Annotated in this window: 22 protein-coding genes and 4 pseudogenes; 16 read left to right on the top strand and 10 right to left on the bottom strand. The window is 68.6% G+C overall.

Translation table 11 applies throughout. The features are described from left to right. Window positions 1–2 precede the first annotated feature (2 nt). A pseudogene (locus FNV62_RS53800) lies at window positions 3–326 on the top strand (transposase); the annotation flags it as partial. Window positions 327–374: 48 nt separating this feature from the next. Here FNV62_RS53800 and FNV62_RS53795 read toward each other — a convergent pair. Together FNV62_RS53795 and FNV62_RS53790 are read right to left on the bottom strand one after the other, a co-directional pair. Then, window positions 375–1,451, bottom strand: a pseudogene (locus FNV62_RS53795) (replication-relaxation family protein); the annotation flags it as partial. 1,673 nt (window positions 1,452–3,124) lie between these two features. Continuing rightward, the gene (locus FNV62_RS53790; protein ID WP_143605174.1) at window positions 3,125–4,093 is read right to left on the bottom strand and encodes a hypothetical protein; all 969 of its coding nucleotides are present in this window, start codon (window positions 4,091–4,093) and stop codon (window positions 3,125–3,127) included. A gap of 130 nt (window positions 4,094–4,223) precedes the next feature. Between FNV62_RS53790 and FNV62_RS56800 the strand changes: the two genes are divergently transcribed. Together FNV62_RS56800 and FNV62_RS56795 are read left to right on the top strand one after the other, a co-directional pair. After that, window positions 4,224–4,382, top strand: coding sequence for a hypothetical protein (locus tag FNV62_RS56800; RefSeq protein ID WP_225900759.1), 159 nt, complete (start codon window positions 4,224–4,226; stop codon window positions 4,380–4,382). Further along, a complete protein-coding gene (locus FNV62_RS56795) occupies window positions 4,383–4,562 on the top strand; it encodes a DUF6233 domain-containing protein (RefSeq protein ID WP_225900951.1) in 180 nt (59 codons plus the stop codon). Window positions 4,563–4,770: 208 nt separating this feature from the next. Here FNV62_RS56795 and FNV62_RS53780 read toward each other — a convergent pair whose 3' ends face one another. After that, the gene (locus FNV62_RS53780) at window positions 4,771–5,199 is read right to left on the bottom strand and encodes a helix-turn-helix transcriptional regulator (protein WP_143600123.1); all 429 of its coding nucleotides are present in this window, start codon (window positions 5,197–5,199) and stop codon (window positions 4,771–4,773) included. Between the two features lie 134 nt (window positions 5,200–5,333). On the opposite strand from FNV62_RS53780, the gene FNV62_RS53775 reads away from it, so the two are divergent. The 4 genes from FNV62_RS53775 (at window position 5,334) to FNV62_RS53765 (ending at window position 8,057) form a co-directional block, all read left to right on the top strand. Beyond that, entirely contained in the window at window positions 5,334–6,197 is an 864-nt protein-coding gene (locus FNV62_RS53775) for an ANTAR domain-containing protein (RefSeq protein ID WP_143600124.1), read from the top strand. A gap of 95 nt (window positions 6,198–6,292) precedes the next feature. Then, window positions 6,293–6,616 (top strand): plasmid stabilization protein, encoded by a 324-nt coding sequence (locus FNV62_RS53770; RefSeq protein ID WP_143614868.1) that lies wholly within the window; start codon window positions 6,293–6,295, stop codon window positions 6,614–6,616. Window positions 6,617–6,625: 9 nt separating this feature from the next. Next, entirely contained in the window at window positions 6,626–6,778 is a 153-nt protein-coding gene (locus FNV62_RS58350) for a DUF6233 domain-containing protein (protein WP_392709269.1), read from the top strand. Window positions 6,779–6,923: 145 nt separating this feature from the next. After that, window positions 6,924–8,057 (top strand): IS630 family transposase, encoded by a 1,134-nt coding sequence (locus tag FNV62_RS53765; RefSeq protein WP_143611949.1) that lies wholly within the window; start codon window positions 6,924–6,926, stop codon window positions 8,055–8,057. A gap of 412 nt (window positions 8,058–8,469) precedes the next feature. Here FNV62_RS53765 and FNV62_RS53760 read toward each other — a convergent pair whose 3' ends face one another. The 5 genes from FNV62_RS53760 to FNV62_RS53740 form a co-directional block, all read right to left on the bottom strand. Continuing rightward, on the bottom strand, window positions 8,470–9,255 hold the full coding sequence (locus FNV62_RS53760; RefSeq protein ID WP_143651841.1) for an enoyl-CoA hydratase-related protein: 786 nt from the start codon (window positions 9,253–9,255) through the stop codon (window positions 8,470–8,472). Then, window positions 9,252–10,430 (bottom strand): CaiB/BaiF CoA transferase family protein, encoded by a 1,179-nt coding sequence (locus FNV62_RS53755; protein ID WP_143651840.1) that lies wholly within the window; start codon window positions 10,428–10,430, stop codon window positions 9,252–9,254. Before FNV62_RS53755 ends, FNV62_RS53760 begins: the two co-directional genes overlap by 4 nt. Beyond that, window positions 10,427–11,791, bottom strand: a complete 1,365-nt coding sequence (locus FNV62_RS53750; RefSeq protein WP_275902511.1) for an FAD-dependent oxidoreductase — start codon at window positions 11,789–11,791, stop codon at window positions 10,427–10,429. The genes FNV62_RS53755 and FNV62_RS53750 overlap by 4 nt, the downstream gene beginning before the upstream one ends. Beyond that, window positions 11,784–13,115, bottom strand: coding sequence for an MFS transporter (locus tag FNV62_RS53745; RefSeq protein ID WP_143614998.1), 1,332 nt, complete (start codon window positions 13,113–13,115; stop codon window positions 11,784–11,786). The genes FNV62_RS53750 and FNV62_RS53745 overlap by 8 nt, the downstream gene beginning before the upstream one ends. A 70-nt stretch (window positions 13,116–13,185) precedes the next feature. After that, window positions 13,186–13,743 carry a helix-turn-helix domain-containing protein gene (locus FNV62_RS53740; RefSeq protein ID WP_164331933.1) on the bottom strand — a complete coding sequence of 186 codons (558 nt, stop codon included), beginning with the start codon at window positions 13,741–13,743 and terminating at the stop codon, window positions 13,186–13,188. A gap of 119 nt (window positions 13,744–13,862) precedes the next feature. On the opposite strand from FNV62_RS53740, the gene FNV62_RS53735 reads away from it, so the two are divergent. The 5 genes from FNV62_RS53735 to add all read left to right on the top strand — a co-directional run bounded on the left by FNV62_RS53735 (window position 13,863) and on the right by add (window position 18,399). After that, window positions 13,863–14,033 carry a hypothetical protein gene (locus FNV62_RS53735; RefSeq protein ID WP_164331932.1) on the top strand — a complete coding sequence of 57 codons (171 nt, stop codon included), beginning with the start codon at window positions 13,863–13,865 and terminating at the stop codon, window positions 14,031–14,033. A gap of 12 nt (window positions 14,034–14,045) precedes the next feature. Next, complete coding sequence (locus FNV62_RS53730; protein ID WP_221939465.1) at window positions 14,046–15,479, top strand: aldehyde dehydrogenase (NADP(+)); 1,434 nt, start codon at window positions 14,046–14,048, stop codon at window positions 15,477–15,479. 111 nt (window positions 15,480–15,590) lie between these two features. Then, window positions 15,591–16,493: a dihydrodipicolinate synthase family protein gene (locus FNV62_RS53725; protein WP_143651837.1), complete on the top strand. Its 903-nt coding sequence runs from the start codon at window positions 15,591–15,593 to the stop codon at window positions 16,491–16,493. Then, the gene (locus FNV62_RS53720) at window positions 16,493–17,266 is read left to right on the top strand and encodes an SDR family oxidoreductase (RefSeq protein WP_143651836.1); all 774 of its coding nucleotides are present in this window, start codon (window positions 16,493–16,495) and stop codon (window positions 17,264–17,266) included. Before FNV62_RS53725 ends, FNV62_RS53720 begins: the two co-directional genes overlap by 1 nt. Before the next feature lie 98 nt (window positions 17,267–17,364). Then, window positions 17,365–18,399 carry an adenosine deaminase gene (gene add, locus FNV62_RS53715; RefSeq protein WP_164331931.1) on the top strand — a complete coding sequence of 345 codons (1,035 nt, stop codon included), beginning with the start codon at window positions 17,365–17,367 and terminating at the stop codon, window positions 18,397–18,399. A 237-nt stretch (window positions 18,400–18,636) separates the two neighbouring features. On the opposite strand, the gene FNV62_RS53710 is transcribed toward add, so the two are convergent. Further along, window positions 18,637–19,365, bottom strand: coding sequence for an SDR family NAD(P)-dependent oxidoreductase (locus tag FNV62_RS53710; protein ID WP_143651835.1), 729 nt, complete (start codon window positions 19,363–19,365; stop codon window positions 18,637–18,639). A gap of 161 nt (window positions 19,366–19,526) precedes the next feature. Here FNV62_RS53710 and FNV62_RS53705 point away from each other — a divergent pair, with 161 nt between their 5' ends. From FNV62_RS53705 to FNV62_RS53690, 4 genes and pseudogenes are all read left to right on the top strand, one after another. Continuing rightward, a complete protein-coding gene (locus tag FNV62_RS53705) occupies window positions 19,527–20,153 on the top strand; it encodes a hypothetical protein (RefSeq protein WP_143651834.1) in 627 nt (208 codons plus the stop codon). 57 nt (window positions 20,154–20,210) lie between these two features. Then, the gene (locus tag FNV62_RS53700) at window positions 20,211–20,453 is read left to right on the top strand and encodes a hypothetical protein (RefSeq protein ID WP_143614993.1); all 243 of its coding nucleotides are present in this window, start codon (window positions 20,211–20,213) and stop codon (window positions 20,451–20,453) included. Beyond that, window positions 20,429–20,768 (top strand): annotated as a pseudogene (locus FNV62_RS53695) (transposase); the annotation flags it as partial. The gene FNV62_RS53700 and the pseudogene FNV62_RS53695, both read left to right, overlap by 25 nt. Before the next feature lie 238 nt (window positions 20,769–21,006). Continuing rightward, window positions 21,007–21,363: pseudogene (locus FNV62_RS53690) on the top strand (transposase); the annotation flags it as partial. 63 nt (window positions 21,364–21,426) lie between these two features. Here FNV62_RS53690 and FNV62_RS53685 read toward each other — a convergent pair. After that, window positions 21,427–25,350, bottom strand: coding sequence for a S8 family serine peptidase (locus FNV62_RS53685; RefSeq protein WP_164331930.1), 3,924 nt, complete (start codon window positions 25,348–25,350; stop codon window positions 21,427–21,429). Window positions 25,351–25,444: the final 94 nt, after the last annotated feature.

The raw sequence follows: 25,444 nt of genomic DNA, 5'->3' as shown, positions 1-25,444 counted from the left end.
CCCGTGAATTGCGACTACGTCGCCGCGACGAGCATGCCGCGCTCCAGACGGCCAGGGCCGAGCAGCAGACCGATGCCTGGAAGGAGCGCTACAAGGTTCGGGCGGGGGTTGAGGGCACCATGTCCCAGGCTGTCCAACGCTGCGGTCTGCGCAGATCCCGCTACGGTGGGCTGGCCAAGACCAGCCTTCAGCACCAGCTCACCGGCGCCGCGATCAACCTCGCCCGCATCGACGCCCACATCACCCAGACTCCCCGGGCCCGCACCCGCACCAGCCACTTCGCATCACTTCGCCCCGCCGAGCTCATCCTCGACAGGGCGAAGTAGACCCAGACCCCGAATAAGCCAACAGCATCACGCTCTGGCGGGGCCGGGCTACTTGCTGCGCGGACGCCGTCCGAAGACCGCTTGGCGCAGGGTCGGGTACTGCTGGCGCAGGTCGGTGCGGCAGGAGGGGCAGTGCCGGCCGTCCTCAGGCGGGGCAAATTCCAGGTCGTAGCCGAGCGGGCCGGTGACCGGCCCTTTGCACCGCTGACACGGCGCGGCCTCGGGGGCCGGCTCGGGATCCGGGTCAGGTTCCTGAGCCCAGCGATCCCTCTCCGCCGCCCGCTGCTGGTGTTGCCTCTCGCGTTCTTCGTCGCGTTGGCGGCGGCGTTGCTCGTCGCGGGCGTACCAGGCGTCGTGGTCGGCGGGGTTGGCCAGCGCGTCGGGGAGGGTTTCCCACTGGCCGTGTCCGCAACGCCACCACACCGCATCGCGGGGGCCGCTGGTCTGGAGGCGATCGAGGGTGGTGAACAGGAGGGGGATGGCGTCGGCGTAGTCGTAGTAGCCGTCCCGTTCTTCGGCGCCGTACCCACCGCCGGCGCCGTGGTAGCTGCCCGACCAGACGAGACGCGTGAGCTCCATGACGGTGTTCATACGGTTCTTCAGGGCCTGCGGGCCGGTCCGAATGCCGGGGTTGAAGACGACCACCACCGGCGGGTATCCCTCCCGCCCGGTCGACGGGTACTGGGCGCGCCACACCGGACTCTCGCTGCCGAGCGGATTCTTGGACTTCAGACGGAAGTAGCGCAAGTACTTCTCGAACTTGGCCGCCAGGGTGTCGGCGGACTCGGTGCAGTTGTCGACCTCCACGAACAACACCGGCAACCCCGCCTCCGGCGCCTGGAGCACCGCATCCGCGCGAACCCCGGCCCGGATGCCCCTACTGGTGGGGAGATTGAGCGGGACCTCGGTCAACCAGGAACCGACCCAGCCCAACCCCGGCGTCTCCAGCACGAGCCCCGGAGCCGACTCCTCTTCCGTGACTGTCGGCGTCGGAGCGGGCTGCTGGCGCGGCACCGGCCGGGTCGCCGTGGCGGGCGTGCGGGTGATGGCGATGACCGTCTCGTTGACCGCCATCGCGTGCGGGGCACCCGAGCGGGCCGCACCACGCGCCGTCCCCCCCCATCTCCCCCGCCGGCCTGCCCAGGACCTCCGCTGCCGCGTCCAATCCGAGCGGCGTCAGGTTCCAGAGCTTGTTGCCGTCCCGGGTGCTGCCCTCCGAGACCGCGAGACCATGCCGCGCCAGATCCAACGCCGCGTTCCGGAACGCCTTGTTGTCCTTATGGCCCGGCGCCATCAGCCGGTGCATCTGATCGGCCGTCGCGAGCTTCAGCACCCCCAGCGCGGCCAGCACATGTGCGCGCACCGCGCTCGTGGAGCCGTACGGATACGTCCGCGACCCACCCACCCCCACCACTCCCCCTCAGTCCTGGGTTGCTCCACGGCCTGCGCACTTGCTGCCCTTGGGCTTCAGCGGCGCCGAATATAGGTTCTGACCTGCGCAAACCAGAGGCAGGCTACTACAGGAGCCGGTAGGGGAGTTGGTAGGGGGAACGGTAGGGGACTCGGTAGGGCACTCCCGCCTCTGCTCACCGCAGACGCGCTGCGCTCCGCGGGCCGGTATGGCGATGACCGCGCAGTTGGACCGCGGTCCGCACTGGGGCACCTCCGTTGCTCTCGTGGCTGTGACCGGCTCTCACGGCGACGGATCCGGGACCAGCTGGTGAGTGCCGGCCGTGGCGCCGGACCCGCCGCCACTGAGGGATGCACGGACGGCCCCCACGAGGCGGGCGAGGACGTCCGAACGGCTTTCACCGTAGACACGACCGCCCCCACCACGGCACCCCGACCAGGCACATCACTTTCCGGCCCAACCCCCCGACCACGGCCTGCCAGACCCCGACCACAACCCCCACCACAGCAGGTCAACGCCCCGCCACACCGCTCGCGCCCAGGACCAAGAATTTTCTGTGCACCGTCCGGCTGGTGGGGGTTGCGCCTCTAACAGGCCGGGGGTGTAGCGGGGGCCGCTGTCTGCCCAGACACCCGGCAGGCAACCGACTCCCTTGTAGAAGAGGGCAGGGAGCTGCAGCTCACACGCCCGGAACAGGCCCGATCCGGGTGAGACAGCAGTGCGCGTTGAGCGCGTGCCAACGAAGGCTCTGGTCGAGCGCCTGCGCGCTGGCTCTCTCCAGTTGCCGTTGGGGCGTGCTCAGCGCTTTCTGGAAGAGCGGGTGGAACCGCCCGCTCTTCCAGGAGGAGCGCACCATGGCGCAACCGATAAGCCGGCCAACGATCAGCGCTGAACAGTTCAGCCGAGTGTGTGACGAGATTAGGAGCACGGCGGCGCCCGAGCAGGACGCTCAGTCCATCCGGGACTGTGCTCTGCGCATCGTGCAAACCCTGGGCCTGGCGCTATCCACGGATGACCTGAGCTGGCTCCTCACCGAACTCATGGCCCCGAGCGTGGCCCCACCCTCAGAGAGCCCTCAGTACACCCGAGAGGCCATCCTGGACATGCCTGACGCACAGCCAGGAGAAGATGAAGGCCCTGTCAGGTAGACCCGGCCGTCACGCCTGACTACATCCGCGGCTCACATCCCACCTCAGCCAGATGCGCATCCGCTCGTCCGGGCGGGCGCCCAGGTCGACGCGGACGATGCCCGGCGGGACACCGCGGTCGACCAGCGCCTGGTCCACCGCGGTGGTGTACGGCCAGTGCGGCAATGTGTGGGGCAACAGGCCTGGAAGTCCTGGCGGTTGGAGCAGCACGGGTCTCGCCTCCATGGCAGGGTCGGACGTCAGGAGACGCGCAGGAGTGTGGTGGCGGGGCGGATCGCGCCGGGTCCGAACTTGGCGCGGATGCGGTCGCTGACCTCTTCGGCGACCAGCCGGGCCTCGCGCGCTCCGTCGAAGCTGATCTGCTCGGCGACCTGGTCGGCGGCGACCAGGTCCTCGCCCTTCAGCGTGATCCCGGTGAGGCGGCCTCGCTGCAGTCCTGCCGCATCGATCAGCCGGTACGCCAGCGTGCGCAGGTCGTCGTCGTGTGCGGAGGCTTCCGGGAGCCGGCGGGTCTTCTCCCATGTGGTGCCTCCGGCGAAGCGCAGGGTCAGGGTCAGGCCGCGGGCCGCCTGGCCGCGGCGGCGCAGCTGGTGGGCGAGGGTGGTGACCAGGTCGAGCAGGGCCGCGCGGACGGCGGCGCCGTCCAGGGTGTGCCGGGGGAAGGTGCGGCTCACGCTCGCGGAGGCGGGCAGGGCGCGCGGAGTGACGGGGCGGGGGTCGATGCCGCGGGCCCGGTCGGCCGCCTGGCGTCCGGCCCGGCCGCCCAGGAGGCGCTGCACGGTGTCGGGCGGGATCGTGGCGAGCAGGCCGACGCAGTGCACGCCGTAGTCGCGCAGGACTTGGGCCTGGCGGGGGCCGATGCCGTGCAGGGCTTCCACGGGCAGCGGTCCGAGCCAGTCGGTGACCTGGCCGGGGTCGACGGCGAGGACGCCGCCCGGCTCGGTGATCTGGCCGGAGGCGGTGGCCGCGACCGTGATGGACGGGCCGATCCCGACCCGCACGTCGACACCCAGCCGGGAGATGGTCCGCACCCGCAGCACCTCCCCCAGCCGACGCCCATCCACGCCGTGGTAGCGCAGCGCACCCTTCAGCTCCACCAGGGCCGCCGACGGGGGCAGCGCCTGGACGACCGGGGACAGCTCCGCCAGCTGCTCGAGGACCTGCCGGTAGACGTCCTCCGGCAGCCGGTCCGGGCAGCGCACATGCATCACACTCGCCACCCGCCGTGCCTCAGTCCCTGCCTCCACAGCACCCACCTCCCCCACCCCACATTATCGAACTAGAATTCGAACACGCGAGACGGCGAACCCTATCGCCCACAGATCTAGAATCGGAAACATGTTCGATGACCTGCCGCCTGACCTGGCACAACTGCTCCCACTCCGGGTGTGGCACGCCATGTGGCTGCAGCGCATCGACACCAAGATCGCCGCCCTCCAGGAGCGGGAAGCCGAACAGGAACAGGGCCAGGAGAACCGGCCCCAGGAGCCGGACTGAATCGTCGAACTCGGCATCGGCAACGGACGCCGGCCCATCGAGGTCCATGTCGGCGGCTGCTACGCCGCGGGCAAACGACGACGCTCCGTCCCGCGCGACGAAGCACGCCGGCTCCTCACCTCGGGCGTGCGCGCCTGCACCCACTGCAAGCCCGACACCCAGCTCCGCATCCTCGACTGACAGTGCGGCAGTGGCGGCTGTTGTCCGCCTGTGCCAGTGGTGCATGGCCCCCGAACGGCGGGGTCCGACCATGCGCTACGTCAGCACACGCGCGTAGCTGCACACCCTGTCGGGAGATGCCGTTCGGACGGGAGAGCCTCCGGGGGCGTCGGCACGTCGTGCCAGGCACTCGCTGGTGAGCCGTCCCCATACGGTCGATCCTCGCGAGTCATGACTTCACTCGGTGCCGGCCGACCCGAACGGATCTCGTGGCCGTCATGGTGTCGTCGTCAGCAGGCTCTTCTGTTTCATCGCTCCCCTGATGCCCTGCCCCCTGCCCGGGCCGGGTTTCGTGGGAGTTCTCGTGCTCGCCGAGGGCGGCCAGCAGGCCCGCCACGGTGAGGCCGGCGTCGGCCGGGTGCCGGAGGATGGTTCCCTCTTCGATGCGGTAGAGATTCGAGCGGCCCTGCCGGGTGTGGGTGAGATAGCCGTTCTGCTCAAGATCGGAAATGATCTTCTGGACAGCGCGCTCGGTGAGCCGGCATCGCGCGGCGATGTCACGGATACGAGTGCCCGGATCATCGGCGATCGAGGCCAGCACTCGGGCGTGGTTGGTCAGGAAGGTCCAGCCACTGTGTCCCTCAGGTACTCCACCCATGCCTCTCAGCGTAGTGCCCGACGTTCACGTATTCAAAAGGGTGAAAACGAGTTCATGTAACTCTTGACGTGCGAGGTGAGGGAGGCCGAACCTGGAGCAAAGACCAGTGGATGGATGCCCCGGAAGCGACTCCCATGCAAGAACATCTGCTTTCTTCCCAGGCGAGCGCCGCGGACGAACCCGTCCACGAAACGCAAGCGGACGGCACGCTTGGAGCCCACACCTCGCCGTTCCTCAAGGTCGCGGCATACCCCGCCGGCGAGCGGACGGTCGTGGCGGTCGCGGGTGAACTCGACATCGACACGGAGCAGGCGCTGCGGCACGCCCTGCGTGAAGCACTGGCCCAGTCACTCCACGGCCTCGACCTCGACCTCGCCGGGGTCGACTTCTGTGACTGCTCCGGCCTCAACATCCTCCTGCACATCCGCCGCCTGGCCCTGGCGGAGGCCAAGACAGTCCGCATCCAGACCGCGGGAACCGCGGTCGAGCACCTGCTCACACTCACCCGCACCTGGCCGCTCTTCAAGCGCCCGGATGACGCCGGTCCCGGCGTGGCCGCCAACGGCCAGGGCATGCGTACCGGTACCGCCCCCAGCCCCGCGGCGGAGGACGGGTTGCCCAGGGATGCCGAGGAGGACCTGCGCACCGAAATCGGCCAGCTCAAACGGGCCATGCAAACCAGACCGGTCATCGATCTGGCCCGGGGAGTCCTGATGGCCTCCTTCGCTCTGAACGCCGAGGACGCCTGGAGCGTCCTGGTCGAGGCCTCGCAGCGCACCAACACCAAACTCCACCACCTGGCCCAGGAGCTGGTGGGAGCGGTCAATGGCGCTCCGCTGTCCGGCCGGTTGCAGCAGGGGATCTCCGCGGCGGTCACCGAAACACTCAACCCCCTCTCCCCGAACCACCGACGCCATGACGGGACCTCTCCCGCCAGCAGACCCGCGCCACCGGACGTCGGGACGCTTCGGTGGGGTACCCGACGGCTGCACAGGTAGTGCAGGCGGCCCGGACGCAGTACGTGCGTTTGCGGCTTCGCCCCGGCGGCGCACAGGGTGAGCAAGGCGCCCCGACAGCCATTCAGGGAGTGATCATGCCTCGTGGGTCGAGCCCCAAGCGGGAACGGCAGTACGAACACATCAAGGAAAGTGCCGAGCAGCACGGCGAGAGCACGAAGCGGGCCAAGGAGATCGCCTCCCGCACCGTCAACAAGGAACGCGCCCGCACCGGCGAATCGAAGACAGCCAGCAGGACGTCCACGCAGGACAAGTCGTCGTCCCAGCGGGGCGGCCAGCGCTCGCACAGCGGCTCTCAAGGCCCCACTTACGACCAGCTGTACGAGGAGGCCAAGCGTCGCAACATCGAAGGGCGCTCATCCATGAACAAGGCCCAGCTCAAGGAGAAACTCGGAAAATAGAGCGGCGACCTGCCACCCATCGAGGTGCATGTGAGCGGCTGCTACACCGCCGGCAAACGACGACACCCCGTCCCGCGCGACGAAGCACGCCGACTCCTCACCTCGGCCGTGCGCGCCTGCACCCACTGCAAACCCAACGCCCAGCTCCGCACCCCCGACTGACCCGCCACAGACGACACCGCGCCTCTACCCCCCGTCCTGCACGGCACTTCGGCCTAGTGCCGCATCAGGCAATGTTTGCCCTGTTGTGATGTGACGCGCCGTCCGGTTGCTGTGCTGGGCGGCGTGCGGCCGTCACCCTGGCTGGGTGGCGGAACGAGTACATGTACGCGAGATCGACGATGACGAGGGCAGACGGCTGTTGCGGATCATCCGCAGGGGCACGGGGTCGGTGGTGACCTGGCGGCGGGCCCAGATGGTGCTGCTGTCCGCACAGGGCATGCCGGTGGCGAAGATCGCTGAAGTGTCGTTCACCAGTGATGACCGGGTCCGGGACGTGATCCATAACTTCAACACCGACGGCTTCGACTCCCTGTATCCGAAGTACAAGGGCGGCCGCCCCAAGACGTTCACGCTGCCTGAGCGGCGCGAGATCAAGAAGATCGCCAAGTCCAAGCCCACCGAGCACGACCTGCCGTTCTCGACCTGGAGCCTGACCAAACTGGCGGACTTCCTGGTTGCCGAGGGGGTGGTCGACGACATCAGCCACGAGGGCCTGCGCATCCTGCTCCGCGAGGAAGGCGTCTCCTTTCAACGCCTGAAGACCTGGAAGACCTCCCGCGATCCGGACTACGCGGCCAAGAAGGCCCGCGTCGAACACCTCTACGCGATCGCCGACGGCGAGGTCATACCCGAGGACGGCGAGCCTGAAGTCATCTTCTGCATGGACGAGTTCGGGCCGCTCAACCTGATGCCCCACCCAGGCCGGCAATGGGCCGAGCGCGGCGGCAAGCACAAAGACCCCGACCGTGCACCCCGCCGCAGGCGGCGGGCGACCTACAACCGCTACGGCGGAGTGCGGCACCTGTTCGCCGCCCTGGACCTGGCCAGAGACAAGCTCTACGGCCACATCAAACCGGTCAAGAAGCGGACGCAGTTCCTGGAGTTCTGCCGCTACCTGCGCAGCCTGCACCCGGACAACGTCCGCATCGCGATCGTCTGCGACAACTTTTCCCCGCATCTGACCACGAAGAGGTGCCAGCGGGTCGGCACCTGGGCGGCGGCGAACAACGTCGAGATCGCCTACACCCCCACCAACAGCTCCTGGCTCAACCGCATCGAGGCCCAGTTCACCGCCCTGCGCTACTTCACCCTCGACGGCACCGACCATGCCACCCACAAGGAACAGGCCAGCATGATCCGCCGCTACATCATCTGGCGAAACCGCCACGCCGACGACCAGCGCCTACGCGCCGTCGTCGACAGGGCGAACATTGCCTGATGCGGCACTAGGTGTCTGGACGGAGGAGGCCACACCACAGCCAGTGGTGCCCTACCTCCAAGCCCGGTCGTTAACGGCGGTCGTGTCCCGCCTCGTGGTGTAAGCGACCTTGCTTGACGCGTTCCGGTAAGCCGTGCATGGGCCGCACCGTGGGGCACGGCATACGCGTGGCACGCAGCTGACCTGCCGTCAGCGCCGTGGACATCCCCGGACCGCGTCGATACGGCGATGACCTGCGCGTTCCGAGTACGTGATCGGCTACACCACGAAGCGGGACACCATCTTAACGGCCGGGTCAAGTTGACAATTCCCACCCGGTCGAAGGCCGTCCGGATCCGACGCCCGGGTCGGCCGCTCCCGCTTGCTAATCAGCGGCGCGATCGGACCCGGACTCCCTCGTCGAGCGCCGTCCTCAGCGTCCTGTCCACACGGGCGCGCGCTTCTCCTGGAAGGCCAGCACTCCCTCTTTGCTGTCCTCGCTGTCGAGGGCGGCCATCACGGCGGGCAGGCGTGCGTCCCGGGCCTCGCGGGCACTGAGCTGCGCGGTACGGGTGGCCAGTTGCTTGATCGCCCGAACCGATGACGGCGAGCAGGCCAGTACGTCGTCCACCCAGCGCTGCACTGCGTCGTCGAGTTCGGTGGCGGGGACGACCTCGTTGACCAGGCCGAGGCGGTACAGCTCGCTCGCGGGGACTCGCTTACCGGTGAGCAGCAGGCCCATGGCCGCGTTGTGCGCGATCTTGCGCTGCAGCAGCACCATGCCGCCGTCGAGCGGCAGCCGGCCGACACGCGGCTCGGTCAGTCCGAACTTGGCGGTGTCCGCGGCGATGACGATGTCACAGCCCAGGACCATCTCCATCCCACCGCCGACCGCGTAGCCGTTGGCCCTCGCGATCACCGGCACGTCCAGCGTCGTGCGCAGGCTCAGCCCGCCGAACCCGTTCGGATCGAGCTGCGACCAGTACTCGAGGCCGGTCTTGTCGATCGCTTTCTGGGACATGTCCGCGCCGACACAGAACGCGCGGTCACCGGCGCCGGTGACCACCACGCACCGCACCTCGGACGAGGCCTCGATCTCCGCCCAGATCCCGTTGAGCCGGTCGGTGGTCGGTCCGTCGACGGCGTTCAACACCGCCGGCCGGTCGATTGTCACGTAGGCGACGAAGTCTTTGATCTCGAACCGGACTTCATCGGTCATGACACTGTTCCGTTCTCGCGCAGCTGTGCGATCCGCGCCTCGTCGTACCCGTGCTCGGCCAGCAGTTCGGCGGTGTTCTCGCCGAGCTGCGGCGCACGGCGCTCCACCGTGGCCGGGGTCGCGGACAGGCTGATGGGGGAGTTGAGCACCTGCACGACGCCTTCGCCGGGGTGTTCCATCTTGATGACCAAGTTGTTGACGGCCGCCTGCTCGCCGGCCAAGGCATCGGCCATGGTCAGCACGGGGGCGGAGAGGAGGTCCTGTTCCTCGAGCCGTCGCACCCAGTAGGCGGTGGTGTTGGTGGCGAACCTGTTGCGGAAGAGTTCCTGCAGCTCCGCCTTGGCCGCCATGTGCCCCGGTGGATCCTGGAGGTCCGCACGCTGCCACAGCGCGTCGGGGAGGTCCAGCGCGGCACAGATGTCGCGCAGGGGATCCCGCTTGAAGGCGCCGACCATGCACACCGCGCCGTCGGTGGTCGCGAAGACCCCGGAGAGTGGCATGGCCGCCCAGTTGATCTCCGTCCCGCGGTTGAGGTGGGTTGCGGCCTCCTGCATCTGCATGTGGAGCATGGAGTCGAACATGCGGACGTCGACGCGCTGGCCTTCGCCGGTCCGTTCGCGCGCGATCAGTGCCAGCAGGATTCCCTGGAGGAGGTGCATCCCGGTGGTGTAGTCGCACAACGTCGTCGGGTAGATGCTCAGCGGGACGTCCTCGCTCTGCCGACGCCACATCACCCCCGAAAGGGCCTGCAGCAGCACATCCTGCCCACCCTTGTGCGCATACGGGCCGCTCTCGCCGAAGCCTGTTCCGGACGCCCAGATCAGACGCGGGTTGATCGCCTTCATCGCCTCGTACCCGAACCCGATGCGGTCCATCACCCCGGCCCGGAAGTTGCTGACCACCACGTCGGCGTCACGGATCAGGTCGAGGACGACCTGTTTGCCCTCCTCGCCGCGCGTGTCGATGCTGATGCTGCGCTTGTTCCGGTTGATGGAGTAGAAGATCGGGTTGTCCAGGCCGGACGGGTCCACGACGGACGACCGGGAGAGGTCGCCGACCTTCGGGCGCTCGATCTTGATGACGTCCGCGCCGTAGTCACCGAGCAGCTGCGTGGCCGAGGGACCCATGAACACCTGGGTGAAGTCGACGACGGTTATGCCTTCAAGCGCCTTCATACGGCTGTTCCTTCGTTCGATGCAGTGACGTCCATCGCGTTCGCGCTCGGCTGGTCGCCCGGGTCCGCCCCGAACTTGCGCATCACTGCCTGGATCTCTGGTGCGGGAACCTCCCGCACCGTGCAGCCGCCGTTGGCCGCCAAGGCCGCCGCCACGCCTGCGGCCTGGCCCATCGCCATGCACGGCGGAATCTCCCGGGACATCTTCTGCGCCTGCGGGGTCGCGGAATAGTGCCGTCCGGCCACCAGCAACTGGTCGACCTCCTTCGGTAGGAGGGCACGGTAGGGCGTGTAGTAGTCCCGTCCGCGTGCCACCGAGTCGGCGAAGTGCCTCCGCGAGTGGACATCCTCGGCGGTGACCACGTACTCGCCCTGAAGCAGTCGGGTCTGCCGCACGCCCATCTGTTCCGCCACATCCACAATGTAGGCGTTCTCGAAGCCCGGCAGTGTCTCCCGGCACAGGGCGACGGCCTCCGCGATACGGTCCCGTGCCGCGAACTCGGCCGCGGTCATCGACACCGGGTCCGTACCGTCGTAACCGGTCATGTGCGGTGCGTTGCACCACACCACGCCAGGGACCGGGGTCTTGAGCCACCACAGCTCCCAGGCTCCGCCCAGTACCCGCTTGATCTTCTTATTGATCAGGCGGGCCGCCTTCGGATCGGCCTGTTCGAACCGCTCGGCCTGCGCCGTGTCGACCCCGCCGAGGCGGAAGACGAGCGTGGTCAGATAGGAATCCTTGACGTAGGAGGCACCCGCACGGGACGCCACGTCGATGTCGCCGGTGGTGTCGATGACGACGTCGCCCAGGATCGCCTGCGGACCTTCCTTCGTCTCCACGATCACTCCGCGCATCGTCCCGTCCTCGACGATCGGCCGCGAGAACCAGCTGTGCAGCCGCAGATTCACGCCTGCTTCGCGCACCAGGTCGTTGGACACCCTCTTCCATGCGTCGGGGTCGAACGCGACCGAGTAGCAGATGGGCTTCGGGTTCTGCGACTGGTGGAAGTCGAAGACGCCGTAGCGGCCCCACTTGTTCCACATCTCCGTCGAGGCGTAACGGTCCTCCTCGGGCGGCACCACCGCCAGCTCCATCGCGGTCATCCGCTCGACGTACTCCGCCACGATTCCGGAGACGGTGATCTCCTGACCGTTGATCATGTCGTCCAGCACGAGCACCATGCCGCCCGAGGCCAGGCCGCCGAGCGCCGGGTAGCGCTCCAGCAGGGTGACCGAGGCTCCGCTGCGGGCTGCGGTCACGGCGGCGGACACACCGGCCGGGCCACCACCGACGACGACGACGTCGGACTTGGCGACGATCTCACAGTCCAGTGAGCCGGGCGCGACTCGAAGATCACTCACCGAGGGACACTCCTTCAGTCTTCTTCGCCCACACGTAGAAGGCGATGCTCAGGGCCGCGAGAACGGCCATGTAGACGGGGAACAGCCGGCTCAGCCCCGCGTCAGCGAGCCAGACCACGAGATAGGAAGCAGTGCCACCGAACGCAGCGACCCCGATGCCGTAACCGAGTCCGCCGCCGGCGGCCCGGACTCCCTTGGGCATCAACGAGGTGCTCACCAGGACGTAGAGGGTCATGTTGATCAGCAGTACCGGCGCGCCCACCAGGAGCACGACGGTGAAGGTGGTGATGCTCTTGTGCATGTAGAGCAGGATCAGGAAGACCGCGGGGATCATCAGGATCCGTCCACCGAGGAACACCCGGGACAGGGCCCATCGGTCCGCGAGCGGTCCGACGAGGAGCGAGCCGCCCATCATGATCAGCGCCAGCACGGTGGTGATGCCGAAGACGGTCGTCGGGTCCTCGTGGAATTTGGTACGCGCAAGGGTCGGCAGGCCCACGTTCCACCCGTAGTTGAACGCCTGCGCAGCGCCGACCACGAAGATGATCGCCAGCAGGCTCCGCCACCGGGTGAATACCGAGCCCCAGACCTTCGAGGTGGAGCCGACGTATTCGGGGTCGTCCTCGTGCAGGGTTTCGGGCAGGGAACGGCGCAGCCAGAACACGGCAAGGCCCATCACGGCGCCGACCCAGAACGGGATGCGCCAACCCCAGTCACCCATCAGCGCATCGCCCAGCGTTAGCCCCAACACGTAGTTGATCAGCGAGGCGAGCAAAATGCCGAAGTTGACAAAGAAGCTGATGACACCGGCGGCCGTGCCCGACCGGCCTTTCGGCATGACCTCCGCACCGTACGCCGTGGACAGCGGTGCTTCTACGCCGGTGGAAATTCCTTGCAGCAGGCGGCAGACGAGCAGGATCAGCGGTGCCGCCACACCTATGGTGCTGGCGTCGGGTATCACCCCGATGACCAAAGTCGTCAGTGCCATCATCGCCACTGACAGAAGCATCACCCTGCGGCGGCCTATGCGGTCGGCGACACCACCGAGCACAATTCCGCCGATTGGCCGCATCGCGAAACCGACGGCGAAGATCGACAAGGTGCTCAGTGTCGCGTCGACAGAGCTCTCGTTGCGGAAGAAGTGCGGGCCGATGGTGACCGCTAGGAGGCCGAAGATCTGCCAGTCGTACCACTCGAGGGTGTTGCCGAGACCCAGGCCAAGCATCGCGCGGCGCATCGTCAAAGGACGATCCCTGGATTCTCTGGCCGGTGTTTCGTTGGTGAAATCGGCGGCGCTGGGCGCCCTTTCGGGAAGTGTGGACATGGCTGCGCCTTCCGGACGGCCGCCACGAGTGCGGACCGTCGGACATAGGGGAAGGGGAGCGCCGCTGTGACTACCAGGTCGGCGGCGTGGAAACCCAGATGCAGTGCGCCGGCTCGTCGCCGGGGTTGACGTACCAGTGCGGAATCGTTGAGGAATAGCGGATGGAGTCGCCCGCTTCGAGATGGTGACGCACGCCGTCGATGAACACGTCGAGACTGCCCGAGATGACGATCCCGAACTCTTCTCCGTTGTGGGTGAACGGCGTCTTACTGGTGTCGTGGCCGGGTTGCGAAGTCACCCAGGTGGCTTCGAGGGCGCCGGACAGGTCGGGCGTGAGCAGTTCGTAGGTGGCCGCGGCGGTCGCCAGGCCGTGCCCGTCCACCCGACGGCGTTCCGCCCTGCGGACGATTGGCGACTTGTTGTCCTCGATGCGCAGCAGGAGTCGGCCCACGGGAACGTCCAGGGCGTGCGCCAGCTGAACCAGGGTTGCGAAAGCGGGGTTGCCGATTCCGCGCTCGAGCTGGCTGATCACACCCGCCGAAAGACCGCTGGCTTCAGCAAGCTGCTCCAGTGTCAGCGTGCGTTCCCGGCGTATGGACCGCACCGTCTCACCGATGGCGGCAACCATGGGGGCGATCGTTGGACCGTCGCTCGACCGAGGCTTCGCTGCTTCACTCATGGGCACAACCTAGTGAGGATTTTCATTCTGTCAACGGTTTGTTGCGACGTCGCTAGGGAGCCTGTCCCGTGAACAACCCGTCCTTGGTCAGCGCGGACGCCACCGCGGGCGAGCTTGAAGCCATCCTTTCGGCGGCGCAGGAGGCCGCCTCCGCACTGCGCGACTCCGCGGGCCTTGACTCATGGGCACAACGTAGTGAAGATTTTCATTCTGTCAACGGTTTGTTGCGACGTCGCTAGGGAGCCTGTCCCGTGAACAACCCGTCCTTGGTCAGCGCGGATACCACCGCGGGCGAGCTTGAAGCCATCCTTTCGGCGGCGCAGGAGGCCGCCTCCGCACTGCGTGACTCCACCGGCAGCGAGCGGGCGTCTTGGTTGCGTGCGGTCGGTACCGCGATCGATGAGGAAAGGGCGGAACTGCTCGACCTGGCGGCGGCGGAATCCCACCTAGCCCGGGCGGCGCTGGACGCCGAGGTGAACCGCACGGTGTTCCAGCTCGAACACCTTGCGCAGGCGGCCGAGTCCGGTGAGCTCCTCCGGGTGCTGGCCGAACCCGCCGATGCGGACTACGCCGTCGCCGCCCGCCCCTCGCTCGTACAGGCGATGACCCCGCTGGGCCCCGTACTGGTCTTCACCGCCAGCAACTTCCCCTTCGCGTTCAGTGTGGCGGGCAACGACTTCGCCTCGGCCCTGGCCGCGGGCTGCCCGGTCGTGGTGAAGGCCAACCCTGGCCACCTCGGGCTCAGCGCCAGAACAGCGGAGGTCGTGTCCGGAGCGCTGGCGAAGGCGGGCGCCCCGGAGGGCACCTTCGCCCACATCCAGGGAGTGGAGCCGGGAGTGGCCGCCTTGCGGGATCCCCGGATCAAGGCGTGCGGGTTCACCGGTTCGGTCGCCGGCGGCCGGGCCCTGTTCGACATTGCGGCGAGCCGGCCGGACCCGATCCCCTTCTACGGCGAACTCGGCTCCCTCAACCCCGTGTTCGTGACCCCTGCTGCCGCCACCGCACGAGCCGAAGAGATCGCCGCCGGATTCGCCGCCAGCATCACCTTCCGCGGGGGGCAGCTGTGCACCAAGCCGGGTGTGCTGATCGCACCGGAGGGTTCCGGCATCCTCGACTCCGCAGGCGCTGCCGTCGCCGAGATCGAGCCGGTCACACTACTGACCGACCGGATCACCGACGCCTTCGCCGAAGGCACGAAGTCCTTGTCGGGCCTGCCTGGCGCGCGGGTCGTGGCCGGCGGAACGGGGACCTCGCCCACACTGGTCGCGGTGCCCGCGGCGACCGTGCTCGCCGACGGGGGCAGTTCGCTCGAAGAGTGCTTCGGGCCGGCGGCCGTCGTGATCGAATACCGGGATCCGGCCGAGATCGGCGCGATCGCCCGCGTCCTCGGGCCGAGCCTCACCGCGACGATTCACGGTGAGCCGGCCGACGCCGTCGCCGAATCCCTGGTCGACCGGCTCGGCTCCCTGGCCGGCCGGGTCATCTGGAACGGGTGGCCGACCGGCGTCAGCGTGACCCGCGCCCTGCACCACGGCGGCCCCTACCCCGCGACGACCTCGCCGACCTACGGCTCGATCGGCGCGGGCTCCGCCCAGCGCTGGCTTCGCCCTGTCACCTACCAGAACTGGCCCGTGGAGCTTCTGCCCCGCGAGGTCCGTGCGCACGTGGATCCGTCCGCGGTGTGACCAAAGCCAGGATCGACCCGGCGTTCCCCCCGAATCGGGCGACAGAGCCCTGCGGCCTCTAAGAGGCCGCCTCTCGCGGCTGCACGAACACTGAGGAACTGAGAACCAGTCATGCCACCGATCACCTTGAAGCCCGGAGTCTGGGGCGTCCTCACGACGCCCTTCACCGGGTCCACGTTGGACGTCGACGTAACCAGCCTGGCTGCCCTCGCCGAGCACTACGAGCGTGCCGGGGCCAACGGGTTCACCGTGCTCGGCGTTTTCGGCGAGGCCGCGCAACTCGATACCGAGGAGCGTCGCACAGTCCTGCAGACCGTCGCCGAGGCCACCTCGCTCCCGCTCGTGGTCGGCGCCACCTCCCTCGGCACCGCTCCGGTGGCCGAAGAGGCGCGCCTGGCGCAGCAGGTGCTCGGCGACCGCATGGCCGCCGTGATGGTCCAGGTCAACTCGCCGAACCCGGTGATACTCACCAACCACCTGCGTGCCGTCCACGAGCGGACCGGCGCCGGCATCGTCGTCCAGGACTACCCCCTGGTCAGTGGAGTGCACATCGCGGCTCCGGCGCTTGCCCGGGCGCTGCGGGACCTCCCGTTCGTCGTCGCGGTCAAGGCCGAGGCCCCGCCGACCCCCACCGCCGTCGCGGCACTGACGAAGGAGCTGGACGTTCCGGTCTTCGGCGGGCTCGGCGGTATCGGACTGCTCGACGAGCTGGCCTGCGGAGCAGCCGGCGCGATGACCGGTTTCTCCTACCCCGAAGGCCTGATCGCCTGCGTCGAGGCCTGGCAGACCGGTGGCTACGAGCAGGCCAGGCAGGCATGGCTGCCGTACCTGCCACTGGTCAATTTCGAACAGCAGGCCAGCATCGCACTCGCCATCCGCAAGGAATGCCTGCGCAGACGCGGACTGCTTCGGGAATCCGCGGTGCGCCCACCCGCCTCCCCCCTGCCCGAAGTCCTGGTCGACCAACTCGGACGCCACCTCGGCGCCGTACCGCAGCCGGCGGGGGCACGCTGATGGACCTCGGTCTCAAGGGGCGCACCGCCCTGATCTGCGCCTCCACCCAGGGGCTCGGCGAAGCCACCGCCCGCGCGATCGCCGCGGAGGGCGCCAACGTCGTCGTCTGCGGCCGCTCCGGCGAGCAGGCCCGCGCGATCGCCGCCGAGCTACCCAACGCCGAAGGCATCGCTGTCGATCTGCTTGCCGCCGACGGTCCCGATCGGCTGATCGCCGCCACCCCCAAGGCCTTCGGCCCCATCGACGTCCTGGTCCTCAACGGGCCGGGACCCGAGCCCGGCACCGCGGCCGCCATCACCTCACAGGACGTCACCGCTGCGGTCGACGCCCTGGTCCGACCGCAGCAGCGACTGATCGCCCTCACTCTGCCCGGGATGCGCGAGCGCGGCTGGGGCCGCATCCTCGCCATCGGCTCCAGCGGCATCGCCGCCCCGCTGCCCGGCCTGGCCCTGTCCAACCTCGGGCGTGCGGCACTCGCCGGGTACCTCAAGACTCTCGCGGCGGAGGTTGCCGCGGACGGAGTCACCGTCAACCTGCTGCTGCCCGGCAGGATCGGTACCGAACGGGTGGCCCGCCTGGACGCGGCCGCCGCCAAACGCACAGGACGCTCGCCCTCCGAGGTGGCGGACGAGTCCCGCCGCACCATCCCCGCCGGCCGCTACGGACGCCCGGAGGAGTTCGGCGCAGCCGCCGCGTTCCTCTGCGGCGACCCCGCCTCGTACATCACCGGGACCGCCCTGCGGTGCGACGGCGGCCTGGTCCGGAGTCTGTGACCCGGCGCCAGGAGCCCCGACCCCTGAACCTTCCACGAACAGGACAGCGCTGTGATGGACTTCTGCACCTGGAGCAGGACCCTGCACCTGGGGCACGAGTGACGCCCGATCTGCTCGGACTACCCAAAGCCGAGCTGCACCTGCACCTGGAGGGAGCGATACGCCCTTCCACCGCCGCGGAGATGGCCGACCTGCACGGTCGGCCGGCTCCGCCGGCGGGGCCGTTCCACGGGCTCGGCGAGTTCGTTCACGCCTACGAGCGCGCCCGCGACCTCATCGGCAGCCTGGACGACCTGCACCGGATAGGCCGCGAGTTGGTCGAGGACGCGGCCGCCCAGGGAGTGGTGTGGAGCGAGGTGTATCTGATCCCGCCGAGCTACTCCGGCCGGCTCGGTCCGGCGGAGGGAGTGCTGGAGGCCGTCCTCGACGGCATGCGTGCCGGCACGACCGAGAACTCCGCCGCGAGAGTGATCGTCGGAATCAACCGCGGGCTGCCCATGGCAGCGGCAGAGGAGTCGCTCGAACTCGCCCTCGCCTACCGTGACGCGGGCGTGGTGGGACTCGGCCTGGCAGGTGACGAGGCCAACCATCCGCCCGAACACTTCACGGACCTGTTCCGAAGGGCCCGGACGGCAGGGCTGCTCGCGGTGCCGCACGGTGGCGAAGGCGCTGGCGCGGCCAGCGTCCGAGCCTGCGCGGAAACACTGGGCGCGCACCGGATCAGTCACGGTGTCCGGGCTGTGGAGGACCCCCGGCTGCTGCGCGAACTCGCCGAGAAGGGCGTCTGCCTGGACGTCTGTCCCACCTCCAACGTCGTCCTCCAGGTCAGCCCTTCCCTGGCGGAGCACCCGCTGCCCGCCATCATGGCGGAGGGGGTGCCCGTGACGCTGAGCAGTGACTGCCCGCTCTTCTGCGGCACCACCGTCGTCGAGGAGTACCAACGGGTGCACGAATGGCTCAGCCTTGACGCGCGCGCCCTCGCGGACCTGGCGGAGACCTCTCTTCGGTTCAGCGCGTGTCCCGCACCCCGGCGCACGGCCGCGCTGGCTCGTCTGGCCGACTGGCGGCAAGGTCACGGGGGTGACGCCTCGTGGCCGGGACGCGGGCCCGTGTCTGGCGTGCTGGAGCACTGAGCTTGTGCCCCAGCGGGCCGTAACTACGCCGACGTAGTGGCTGTGTCAGTTTCTGAGGGAGTCGTTTCGTTGTGACTTCGGGAGTCGTTTCTCGGGGAGCGGCGTGATCAATGTCAGTGACTTTTGGTGTCGCTCGTGTGCTGTGGGGCCGCCCGCTTGGTCACGATGAGAACCGGAACATCCCGTTGGGCGGGCAGCGCGCCGCCGAGGCCGACACGGCCTGCGCCGACCTGCGATTCACGTGCTCGGGAACAGGGGCCCGCCCGCCATGAGGCCGCCGTCGACCACGAGAATGTGCCCGGTGACGTAGCTCGCCCTGTCCGAACCCAGGTACTGGACGGCCTCGGCGATCTCCTCCGGGGTGCCTGCCCGGTGCATGGGCAGCACCGAATCGACCGCGTCACGCGCCGTGTCGTCGCCGGTGAACCGGTCGTACATGGCGGTCCGGGTGTAGCCGGGCGCGACCGCGTTGACCCGGATACCGTGCGCTGCGCCTTCCAGTGCGGCCGCCTTGGTGATGCCGACGACGGCGTGCTTGCTCCCGACGTACAAGGTCGCCCCGGGGTAACCCATCAGGCCGTAGCCGGAGCTGACGTTGACGATGCTGCCGCCGCCCTGTTCCCTCATGACCCGGAACTCGTGCTTCAGGCACAGCAGCGTTCCCTTGACGTTGGTGTCGAAGGTGGCCTGGTAACTCTCGTCGGTCACCTCGGTGACAGGGCCGGGTGTTCCCTCGGTGCCGGCGTTGTTGAAGGCGACATCGATCCGCCCGAACCGAGCGACCGCGCGGTCGACGAGGTCCTTCACATCGGCGTCGAAGCGGACGTCGGCACGCACGAACTCGGCCGGGGCACCGAGGTCGGCCAGCTCCCTGGCAAACTGCTCACCCACGTCCTCGTGGCGGCCGGAGACCCTGCCGACTGCTCGCCCTGGAGGGGAGAGTGAGATAGCACTCGACACGAACATCCTGTTCCAGTCGTGCGTACTATCTCTAAACTGCTGCACCCTGCTGCAGTTGTGTCCTGCGGTGATCCAGCCACAGCAGGCGGGACACCTACCTCCATCCGTTCGCGCACATGGCTCCTGCTTTCATCGCCGTGCCCGCGGACTACAGAAAGGCCCATGTCATGTCTGAAGCCAACTCCTCCCACGCCACAGAACTGACGTCGCAGTACATCGCCCAGGTGACAGGCGACCTTGAGCGCAACGCCAAGGAGCAGGAACGTATCGGCCAGGAGATCGAAACCCTGCAGGAGCAGTTGCATGCCCTGCAGCACGACCACACCGTGCTCGTGAACATGCAGCAGGCGCTCGGCGGTGCGAGCCCCGCCGCCGAGGCCGACACCGCAGGCGTGCCGTCCGTACCTCACCAGGCCTCCGCCGAACCCAAGCAGAACAAGCCGAAGAAGGCGTCCGCCACGAGCGCGAAGAAGACGGCATCCAAGAAGCCTGTCGCCCAGGCCTCATCCGCGAAGGCATCCACGGCAGCGGCCAAGCCGACCCTGGTCGACCTGATCCGCGGCCACCTGGAGCAGGAGAGCGAGCCGCGTTCCGCCGCCGAGATCACCACCGCGCTCACGCAGGCCCACCCCGACCGCAGCGTGAAGACCACGGTCGTACGCACCACCCTCGAAGGGCTGGTCGCCAAGAGCCACGCTCTCCGCACCAAGCAGGGCTCGTCGGTCTTCTACACCACGGCAGCCGCCTCGCAGCCCGCGCCGGCCGAGCCGCAGCAGGAGGCAGTAGCCGGCTGAGCATCCAGGAGTCCCTGGCAGCGCATCTCGTGCGGCGACGGTCCCGAGGGGGCCCGCATGTTCAACCGGGCTGCAGCCCAACTGCCGGTCACCGACTTCTTCGACGGCCCCGAGCCCGCCCGCAGCCGGTGGGTGCTTGGCCTCCGCAGCGTCAAATGGCCGGACGAGATCGCCTGTTGCCTGGTTTACACGCCGATCGGCATCGCTAACGCCGAACTGGTTCACCTCGCCGCGTCCCGCTGGGCGATCAAGAATGCTCTCCAGGACCGCCGGGCCGGCGCCCCGAACCAGGCGGGATAGTGCACGCCGATCACGGCACCCGGGTTCACCTCCTGGGTCTTCGGGGAAAGGATCCGCTCCGCCGGGCTCCTGCCATCGTTCGGCACGGTCGGAGACGGCCTGGACAACGCGATGATGGAGTCGTTCTGGTCCTCGATGCAGATCGAGCTGTTGAACCGCAAACGGTGGAAGACCCGGGTCGAGTTGGCGAACGCGATCTTCGAGTACATCGAGGTCTTCCACAACCGACAGCGGCGCCACTCAGCACTGGGCTACCGCACCCCGATCGAGTACGAACTACTCTCCGAACAAGACACCATCCCCGCCGCCAGTTAGCCACCGCAGCTGGAACCCAAACCGTGGGGCAGGTCAACCTGTCACCCAAACCTGCACCAGACCCATCCATGCTGGGCAAGCTCGGCTACGAAGAGCCGAAGGTTGCGTCCAGGGAAGTGGTGTAGCGGGTGGCTCCCCGTGACGGTGGAGTTGCTCCGTGTGCGCGTGTGTCGCGTACAAGCAAGACGGCCATCGGCTGATCCTTCAAGACGACCAAGTCACGAAGGAGAAGAGCACGATGACCGCACCGCACAGTCTGCCGTTCGCCGCGATGCTGGAGGAGAACCTCACCTCGGCGAGTCCCGACCTTCTTCGCCAGATGGTGAAGACCTTCGCCGAGGCCACGATGTCCGCCGATGTCGATGCCGCCTGCGGCGCCGAGTACGGCATGCCGAGCGAAGAGCGGGTCAACTCCCGCAACGGCTACTGCCACCGGGACTGGGACACTCGGGTCGGCACCATTGACCTGGCCATCCCCAAGGTTCGCTCCGGCTCCTACTTCCCCGGCTGGCTGCTGGAGCGCCGGCGCCGCTCGGAGCAGGCCCTCATCTCCGTGGTGGTCACCTGCTACCTGCTGGGCGTGTCTGTCCTCCGTAACGCCGCGGGTCCGCGGGCGCCGTGGCGCCCGCGGACCCGGGTGGTCGAGCAGCGGATCGGGTCAGTAGGAGAACTGCTGGATCTGGCTGCCGTCGCCTGCGTACGTCCAGCCGGTCCGGGTTGCCGGGTCGAGCTGCATGACGCGCTCGCGATGGTTGTCGAGCCGACCGTTGTAGTTGCCGAACTGCGGGTACTCGACGCCGGTCACGGTGCGCACCGTCTTGCCCGTCTTCAGGTCGACGACGACGATGCGGCCGGTGGCGTTGTTGTCGTCGAAGCCGTACTGGAGAAAGCCGCCCGTCGGCTTCAGGTCCGGGACCCGGAAGGCGAACAGCGCCAGTTGGTGCTCGCCGTCGACGGCGATCCCGACGGGTGCCTGCTGCATTCCGAGATCCACCCGGTCCCCGCTGGGCAACTGCGCGAAGTACCCGTTGCCGGGGAAGTGGGTGTTAAACGAGTGGTACCACGATTCGTAGAGGTTGCCCTTCTGGTCGGAGGCGAGATCCGTGGCACAAGGGACCCCTCCCTGGCTGTGGGTGACCGTTCCACTGTCCAGGTTGACCGCTGCCATCGTGCCGGAACCCATCGAGGCCAAGCAGTTGACGCCGATCCCGATCAACTGCGCGGAGAAGACGCCGGTCGACTCGTCCACGTCCAGCAGGCCGTACTTGGAACGGCCGTCCGGGGTGGGGTCGAGCTGGAGGGCGGTGCCTTGAGCGCCGGTCGCCGTGTCCACGGGGAGCACGAAGCCCGCACGGTCGCTCGAACGGTAGGCGAGCACCGCTGCACGGTGGCGCTTGGCGTCCACCCGCCCGCCCGTCACGACGTACTGGTCGTCGACCCGGACGGGGCTGCCGACCGCGTTGCCGGTGCTCGTGTCGTAGGTCTCGAGCCACTGCTCGCCGGTGGTGGTCTGCTTGTGCAGGACCAGCGTGTGGTGGGCGGAGTCGACGCCGAACACCTCGTAGATGGAGCCGTACGCGGGGTCGCTCGTCAGCTTGCGTCCGTAGGTTCCGGTGACGGTGTCGTAGTCGTACACCGAGCCTTCACCGGTGGGGCTCTCGACCGACACGACGGACGTGCCGCCGGGAACGATCGCGAAGTTGGTCAGGTTGGTGCCGTCGGGGGCCAGTCCGTCGTCGTATCCCAGCAGCGACGTCGGCGATGCCTGCCCGACTATCTTGCCGTGCTCGTCGACGGCGAACACCCGCAGGTTGTAGTTGGCCGATGAGGGCAGCTTGAGGGCCAGTGCGTCGAGCGTCACCGTGCCTCGCGTGCCCTTCAGCGAGCGGTCGAGCGTGGCCGGGCTGTCCACCCCGTCGTGGTCGCGGGTGGTGCCGTTCTGGTTGCTGACCATGTTGTACGAGCGGTACAAGTTCGGCCCGGGCGCGGAGAACTCCAGCAGCGCGCCGGCGGCACCCTCGACCTTCGATACGTCGTAGTGCACCGAGAACCGCGGTGCGGCCCGGTTGATCTCCAGCAGGTGACCGAGGTCGCCGGAGGCCTTCGAGGCCAGGGTCGGCGCTTCCGGGCGTTGCGAGGGGTCACTGCCGTCGACCCGGATCGAGGCGAACTCGCCGTACAGCGGGCCCCCCTGGGAGTTGCCCGTGGGGCTCTCGAGGACACCGATACCGTAGATGCCGCCACCGGCGGAGAAGGCGGAGGCCGGGACGGTGACCGTGCCGCGAAGTCCCGTCAGCGGGGTGGTGTAGGAGGCGGAGAAGATGGGCGCCATCGCGGGGCTCCAGTGGCCGACTCCCGACACGACCAACTTCGGCGAGCTGAGGTTCCGCACCCCGGTGAGGTCGTAGCTCACCTGCACGGAGTGCCCCGCCTTGACGACGGGCTGGACCACCGGGGCGAGCGACTCGACGTAGCCGCCGTCGGTGGGGCCGAAGGTCAGCTCGTGGGTGGCCGAGGCCAGCACCTGGTGGCCGCGGCGCACCTCGAAGGTGAGCGAGATCTGCCGGTCCGTCGCGGAGACGACCGGAAGTCCGGCCGCGGTCAGCATCTGCGTGGGGGTCAGCCGGATCGCCGGCACATCGGAGGTGAACTCCTTGTTCCCGATGCGCAGCACGTAACTGATGCCCTGCCGGCTGGACAGGCCGGTCACGTCGGCGCCGATGGTCACCGGCCCCACCAGGCCCTCCCCGGTGGCTTCGGAGTCCTTGCCCGGTCCGGCCAGGTCGATGCGTCCGGGATCGGTGCCCTCCAGGTACGCGCCACCGAGTCCGCCCACGGTCTGGCGATGCGCCACGGAGAGCCGGACGATGCGGGGCGCGCCCGTGTCGGCACGGCTGCCGTGCGCCTTGGCCAGGACCGCTTGCAGCGCGGCGGTGACGTCGAGTTGCGGGCCCACGTGCAGCGGCTGGTCGATCTGCGGCGGCGTGGGCACGGCCCGGCCGGTGCGCTCCAGCAGCGAACGGACGTCATCGGGCGACGGGTGCTGCCCGGTCAGCCGGGAGGCCTGCAGCACGACCGCGGCAGCGGCCGCGATCTCGGGCGCCGACGCCGAAGTGCCTCCGCTGAGGACCTCGGCCACCGACTGCGCGGTCCTTCCCTGGTGCTCGAAGGCGGGGATGCCGTCACTGGGAGCAGAGACGTCCACGCGCGTGCCGAATCCCGAGGAGAAGACCCCGGAACCGTTGAGCCTGGTGGTCGCCCAGGTCCCGTTGGCCGACCCGGCCGCACCGCTCTGCGGCGGAACGGACAGCGTGTCGTCGGTCGTGGTACCGCCCGCGGCGATCGCGCCGGAGTCCAGCACCTTGCTCGGCGTGGTCGACAACTGGTCGTCGTCGATCCGGGTGGTGTCGGCGGCCTTGCGGGTCACATTGGTCGCGGTGCTGCCGCCGTCGGGCCCGACGGCCGCGTTGGTGAACAGCCTGGTCCCGTCGTTCGACGAGACCACCACGGTGATGCCGTACTGCTGCACGATCGACGCGATCACAGCCTGCTGGACCGGGTCGTCCTCCAGGTAGCGGCCGGGGAGCCCGAAGGCGTCGGTGCCGAAACCGAGGCTGGCGGTGATCACGTCAGGTCGCGGCTGCTGCCGGGCCGCGGCAAGCAGTGCCACCGCGATCTGGCTGAACGTCGGCTGCTGCGGGACGACGAGCCGGTAGGTGGCACCCGGGGCGATGCCCAGCAGGTCGGAGTTTCCTCTGCCCTCCATGCCAGGGCGCTGCAGATCGTGCGGGAGCGGCGCCATCACGGAGAAGTCCAGCAGCACCTCGCCCAGCGCAGCGTCCTGCCCCTGGGTCGAGCCGGTCGGGTCGAGCGCGCCGGTCGCGTCCGCGGTGTAGGTGGGTATCAAGGGCATCGTGGGGATGTCCAGGTACCGCTGGCCGTTCTGGACGACGGTCGTCGGCCCCTTGGCGCTCGGGGTCGACGAGTCGACGAGGTCGCCGACCGAGACGTTGGTGATGGTCTCACCGGCGCCCGGCAGCTGGTCGAACTTCCGCTTCAGCACGCTGTAGGCGCCCGTCGCGTTCACGCCGCCGGCGTTGAGGAAGCTCTGCAGCGAGGTGCCGAGAGCCGCGTTGCCGGGCACTCCGTCGGAGCCGGTCGCACCGCTGTCCTGCGCCTTCGCCGACAAGCCGGCCTTCCCCACCGTGGCACTCGCCGCGGCGGGCAGCGGCATGGAGCCGGTGTTCATGGGGGAGACGGTCTGGTCGGGCTCGGCGTAGACGACACCGGGTGTGGTGGCCAGCGCCCGGGCAGCCGCCGAGGCGTCGCCGCCGGCGAGCTGCACGACCTGGACCTTGGACAGGTCGATCGCCCCGGAGCCCAGCTTCGCCTGGGCGGCTGAGCGCAACTGCTTCGCCTGGGCGGCCGACAGTTCCGGCATCAGGGGCCGCATGGAGACCGCGTGGGCCCGCTGGAGCGCGGTGTTGACCGCGGTGTCCGAGGTCAGCGGGGTACGGACCTGCAGATTGCGCTGCTTGCCCAGCGACTTGCCCGTCACCTGGGTGGCCGAGCCGAGTACCACAAGGACCTGGTGAGGGCTGTTCTTCGTCGACTGCGCGGGCGTGGGCTTCAGGAACGAGCGCCACGGACCGAGCGCTGAGGATCCGGGTGTGGAG

Source organism: Streptomyces sp. RLB3-17 (assembly GCF_007113425.2).
Taxonomy (GTDB): Bacteria; Actinomycetota; Actinomycetes; order Streptomycetales; family Streptomycetaceae; genus Streptomyces; species Streptomyces mirabilis_D.
Note: the sequence above shows the minus strand (reverse complement) of the source record. Positions and strands in the feature narration are given on the sequence as shown.